This window comes from Plastoroseomonas hellenica (assembly GCF_018129085.1).
Classification (GTDB): Bacteria; Pseudomonadota; Alphaproteobacteria; order Acetobacterales; family Acetobacteraceae; genus Plastoroseomonas; species Plastoroseomonas hellenica.
In genome coordinates this window covers 1-5,150 of record NZ_JAAGBB010000113.1, presented here as the reverse complement: position 1 = coordinate 5,150, position 5,150 = coordinate 1, and the positions used below count along the sequence as shown (strand labels likewise).

6 protein-coding genes and 1 pseudogene are annotated in these 5,150 nt (G+C 71.2%); all 7 read right to left on the bottom strand.

Annotated elements, in window-relative coordinates:
• A pseudogene (locus GXW71_RS34090) lies at positions 1-379 on the bottom strand (ribonuclease E/G); the annotation flags it as partial.
• Positions 376-948 (bottom strand): Maf family protein, encoded by a 573-nt coding sequence (locus GXW71_RS34085; RefSeq protein WP_211858466.1) that lies wholly within the window; start codon positions 946-948, stop codon positions 376-378. The gene GXW71_RS34085 and the pseudogene GXW71_RS34090, both read right to left, overlap by 4 nt.
• Before the next feature lie 8 nt (positions 949-956).
• The gene (infA, locus tag GXW71_RS34080; RefSeq protein WP_007003972.1) at positions 957-1,175 is read right to left on the bottom strand and encodes a translation initiation factor IF-1; all 219 of its coding nucleotides are present in this window, start codon (positions 1,173-1,175) and stop codon (positions 957-959) included.
• A 144-nt stretch (positions 1,176-1,319) separates the two neighbouring features.
• Entirely contained in the window at positions 1,320-2,072 is a 753-nt protein-coding gene (locus GXW71_RS34075) for a maleate cis-trans isomerase family protein (RefSeq protein WP_211858462.1), read from the bottom strand.
• Complete coding sequence (locus tag GXW71_RS34070; RefSeq protein ID WP_367617423.1) at positions 2,069-2,914, bottom strand: ABC transporter permease; 846 nt, start codon at positions 2,912-2,914, stop codon at positions 2,069-2,071. The genes GXW71_RS34075 and GXW71_RS34070 overlap by 4 nt, the downstream gene beginning before the upstream one ends.
• Positions 2,904-3,710, bottom strand: a complete 807-nt coding sequence (locus GXW71_RS34065) for an ABC transporter ATP-binding protein (RefSeq protein ID WP_211858452.1) — start codon at positions 3,708-3,710, stop codon at positions 2,904-2,906. Before GXW71_RS34065 ends, GXW71_RS34070 begins: the two co-directional genes overlap by 11 nt.
• Positions 3,711-3,903: 193 nt before the next feature.
• Entirely contained in the window at positions 3,904-4,932 is a 1,029-nt protein-coding gene (locus tag GXW71_RS34060) for an ABC transporter substrate-binding protein (protein WP_211858451.1), read from the bottom strand.
• Positions 4,933-5,150 lie beyond the last annotated feature (218 nt).

Here is a 5,150-nt window from a genome sequence, read left to right as displayed (position 1 = left end):
GCGGCGCGCCGGGCTCGGCGGCCGCGGCGAAGGCCGCCTCCTCCGGCGTCAGCCGGGCGGTCAGGCGCGGCCCCTTGCCGCCCTGGGCGGCGCGGGTAACCCGCACCGCGATCGCCATGCCCTCGTTCATCTGCCTGGCGATGGGGGTCTTGGCGGCACCCGCCTCGCTCTCGGGCAGGAAGCCGGTGGCACCCTCGGGCAGCGCGCAGAAGGCGCCCGCCATGGCCGGGGCGATGGCCGCAACGCGCGCCCGCAGCAGGTCGCCGACGCCATCCGGCCGGGCCGGCCGCTCCACCCAGAACTCGACTGGCCGCCCGTCTTCCACCAGCGCGGTGCGGACCTCGCCGGGGGAGACGCCGGCACGGATCTCCCGTGTCATGGCCGGAGCCAGCCGGCGCCCCGCAGGAGCTGTGCCGTCTCGAAGAGCGGCAGGCCGACCACGTTGGAATGGCTGCCGGAGAGGAAGCGCACGAAGGCCTCGGCACTGCCCTGGATGGCGTAGCCGCCGGCCTTGCCGGACCATTCGCCGCCAGCGACATAGGCCTCGATCTGCTGCGCGGTCAGGCGCTGGAAGGCGAGCGTGGTCTCGACCAGGCGCTGCAGCCGCCGCCCGTCGGGCAGCGCCAGCACCACCCCAGTCATCACCCGGTGCCGCCGCCCGGACAGCAGCTCCAGGAAGCGCTCTGCCTCCGCCGCGTCGGCGGGCTTGCCCAGGATGCGGCGCCCCACGCCCACCACCGTGTCGGCGGCGAGCACCAGCGCATCCGGCTGCGCGGCCGCCTCCGCCTTGGCGAGCGCCAGCCGCGCGGCCAGCGCGCGTGGCAGCTCTCCCTTGCGGGGCGTCTCGTCGATGTCGGTGGGGGCGGTGCGGTCCGGCGTGATGCCGATTCGCGCCAGGAGTTCGAGCCGGCGCGGGCTCGCGGAAGCGAGCACCAGCGGCGGGCGCATGCGCGGACTTACTTGAAGCGGAACGTGATGCGGCCCTTGGTCAGGTCGTAGGGCGTCATCTCGACGTTCACGCGATCCCCGGCGAGGACGCGGATGCGGTTCTTGCGCATCTTCCCGGAAGTATGCGCGAGCACCATGTGCTCGTTGTCCAGCTTCACGCGGAACATGGCGTTGGGCAGAAGCTCAACCACCTGGCCGCTGAATTCGATCATATCCTCTTTAGACATCGGACCTCTTGAGGTGTGGGGCGGGCCGCAACATGGTCGCGCGGCCCTGGCGGGTCAAGCAAAGCCTGTCAAGCCGGCCCTGGAGCACGGGTCCTTTGCCTGGATCCCCGAACCCTATTCCAGGGCTTTGTTTAAGCGTGCAATTCAGGCCGTCGGCCGATTGGGCCTCACGTCATCAGGCTCCAGCGTGAAGACCCTGCCATGCGCGGCAAGCGGCGCGGTCGGCGCCCCCGCGGCCCGCATCGCGCCCCAGAGTGCGACCGCGATGCTGTCCAGCACCGGGATGCCGGTCTCGGCCTCGATTGCCGGCGCGCCCTCGGTGCCGCGGAAATTGGTGCAGTGGATGATGATGGCCTCGGGCCGGGCCGCCGCGACCTCCCGGACCAGGGCATCGACCCGGTCCGCGGAATGATCCGCGAAGCTGTAGTTGCCGGGGTCGTCCAGGTGCCGCTCGGCGACGGTCGCGATGCCGCGGGCGGCGAGCCGCGCCACGATCGCCGCCTGGACATCGCCGACATAGGGCGTGACCAGCCCGACGCGCCTGGCGCCGAGCGCCGCCAGCGCGTCGTGCAGCGCCAGCGTCGCTGACGTGCAGGGGATGCCGGTCGCGGCCGTCGCGGCGGCGCAGATCGCATGGTCCGCCTCCAGCCCCAGCCAGGCGCCGGAGGTGCCGTTCCAGCAGAGGGAATGGACCTTCGCATCGGCCAGCAGCCCGGCCGCGGCGACCATCGGCCCGGTGTCGAACTGCGCCGAGAGCGCGGGATCGAGTCCGATCTGCAGCACCCGGAGCCGCTGGAAATGCGCGGTGATATCAGGCGTCCCCGCCAGCAGCCGCGCCGTCATCGGCTCCAGCACCGTGTTGGAGCTTGGCGTCAACATTCCCAGGCGGATGCTCATCCGCCCGGCGCCTGGGTCATCGGGTCGGTCTGGCCGCGCATCGCCCAGCCGGTCGTGCGGATCTCGATCGCGGCGGCGACCGCATACATCAGCACGCCCATCACCCCGGTCACGATCAGCCCGGCGAAGACCAGCGGCACGTCGAAGCGGGAGGAGGCGACGATCATCAGCTTGCCGATGCCGTCATTGCTCGCAACCGTCTCCGCGATGATCGATCCGACGAAGGCGACGGTGATCGCGATCTTGAGCGAGGCGAAGAAATAGGGCATCGCCCGCGGCAGCCCGACCTTGCGGATGATGTCGATGGGCCGCGCCCCGAGCGCCCGCAGCACGTCGCGCAATTCCGGCTCCACCGTCGCAATGCCGGTCGCGACGTTCACCACGATCGGGAAGAAGCTGATCAGGAAGGCGGTGATGATCGCCGGGATGGCGCCCGCCCCGAACCAGATCACCAGCACCGGCACCACCGCGACCTTGGGCACCGAGTTGAAGGCGATCAGCAGCGGATAGAGCCCGTGATAGAGCAGGGTCGAGCTGCCGATCGCGACACCGAGCGCCAGACCGAAGACGATCGCCAGCGCGAAGCCGATCGCGGTCGTCACCAGCGTCGCCCAGGCGTTCTGCAGGATCGGCTGCCACCACTTCACCATGCTGGCGGCGATGGCCGACGGCGCTGGCAGCACGAATTCCGGCACATCGAAGCCGCGCACCGCGATTTCCCAGAAGCCGAACATCGCGACGACGACGATCCAGGGCAGCCAGGCCTGCAGCACGCGGCGTCGGCGGGCGGCGGCGATCAGCGCCGCGGCGCGGTCCTTGGGATGCGCGACCTCAAGCGGCACCGGGCACCTCCTCGCTCTTGCGCGCCGTGTTGATCTCTTCACGGAGCGCCGCGACCAACGCCTGGAACTCCGGCGTATAGGTGGTCGCGAGCTCGCGCGGGCGGCTGAAGGGGATGCGCGTCTCGCTGATGATCCGCCCGGGGCGGGAGGACATGCAGAGCACCCGGTCCGCCAGGTAGACCGCCTCGCGCAGATCATGGGTCACCAGGATCACGGTCGGCCGCCGCGCCAGCCACACCTCCTGCAGCACCGCCCAGAGATCCTCGCGCGTGAAGATGTCGAGCGCGCCGAAGGGCTCGTCGAGCATCAGCAGCGCCGGCTGGTGGATCAAGGCGCGGCAGAGGCTCGCCCGCTGCTGCATGCCGCCCGAGAGCTGCCAGGGCTGCTTCTTCTCGACCCCCTCCAGCCCGACCAGCTTGAGCAGGCCGCGCGCCTCCGCCTCATAGGCGGCGCGCTCGGTGCGGAGGCGCCGACGATGCGGCTCGACCACCTCGAGCGGCAGCATGACGTTGTCGAGGATGCTGCGCCAGGGCAGCAGGGTCGGGTTCTGGAAGGCCATGCCGGCGACGGACAGCGGCTTCACCACCTCCTGCCCGCCGACGATCACCGTCCCCTCGGTCGCCGGCCAGAGCCCGGTGACCAGCCGCATCAGCGTCGACTTGCCGCAGCCCGATGGCCCGACGACCGCGACGAACTCGCCCTTCGCGACCGAGAGGCTGGTGCCCCGCAGCGCCAGCGTGCCTTCCACGCCGCCATAGCGCATGGCGACGTCATGTATTTCGACGAATGGTTTCATTCGTCGACCTCAATCGCCGGCGCCGGCATCCGCCGGCTTGGCTTGCGCGCTGTCGACGGTGCGCTGGCGACAACAGTCGGTCGCGCGCGGGGCCGCATTCGCGGCCCCGGAGTATCGGCTGCGCCTCGCTCCGCAGGAACCGGTGGCGGCCTGCGGCCGCGGGGCCCTCGCCTGGTTTGTGCGTCCATGCCGTTCAGAGGGCCAGCACGTCGCGCGGGGGCAGGAAGTCGGGCGTGTAGATGGCGCTCGCCTGCAGGCGCGGCGCCAGGTTGTAGCTCTCTTCCACCGCCACGATGCCGGCCTGCAGACGCGCCATGTCGACCGAGGAGAGCCCGTTGGCGCGGACATGGTCGGTGACGATCACCCGCTCCACATTCATCTGATGGCGCTCGGTCTCCAGCGCCACATCGGTCAGCGGCTCGATCCGGCGCAGGATGGCCATGCTCTCGGCGGGATCGGCGATCTGCGCCTTGAGGCCGCGCACCAGGGCCGCGACCACGCCGCGCACCGCGGCCGGATTGCGCTCCGCGAAGGCCCGCGTGGTCAGGATGGCGCCGCCATAGAGGTTCAGCCCATGCTCATAATACATCATCACCCGCTGCTGGGCATGGCTGAGCCCGAGACCCTTCAGTGCCAGCGCCGAGGTGGTGACGAAGCCGGTCACGCCGTCGGCTTCCCGCCGCACCAGCATGGGCTCGCGCAGCGCCGGCGTGACCGACTGGAACTGCACGCGGGCGGCATCGATGCCGGCCGCCTTGGCGAAAGCGGGGAAGAGCTGCCGCCCGGCGTCGAAATCCGGCGCCGCCAGGCGCCGGCCCTCCAGGTCCTTGGGCGTGCGGATCGGCCCATCGGCGCGCACGATCGCGCAGAGCGGGCTGCGGTCATGCAGCACCGCGACAGCGATGATGCCGCGATCGGCGTTCTCGGCGGCGAATTTGATGGCCGGGTTCAGGTCGGCATAGCCCATGTCGTAGGCACCACCGGCGATCGCCACCGGCACGCCGCCCGAGCCCTGGCCACGATCGACCGTCACCTCGACCCCCGCCTCGCGGAAGAAGCCCTTCTCGCGCGCGGTCAGCGCGAAGGCATTGGGGGACTGGAAGGCCCAGTCGAGGGTCAGCCGCACGCGCGGCATTGCCTGCGCCCGTGCGAGATGGGGCGCGGCCAGAACTGCGCCCCCGAATGCCAGCGCGCCGCGCCGCGTGATGCTTCCCAACGCCATTGTCCCGATTCCCCTTCACCCGGCGCCGCTTCGGTCGGCGGTCCCGACTTCCTGCCCATGCGCCGGGGTCAGTGCAAGGGCGATGCAAAGGGCGGACCAGCAGGCGGGGTGACGGCTCAGCGCAGCGGCGGCGGCTTGTTGCCCGGCAGGGCGCTGCCCGCAGGGCCGCCGCGGGTCGCCGCGACCGCGGGCAGCGGCGGCGGCTTGCCATCTCGCCC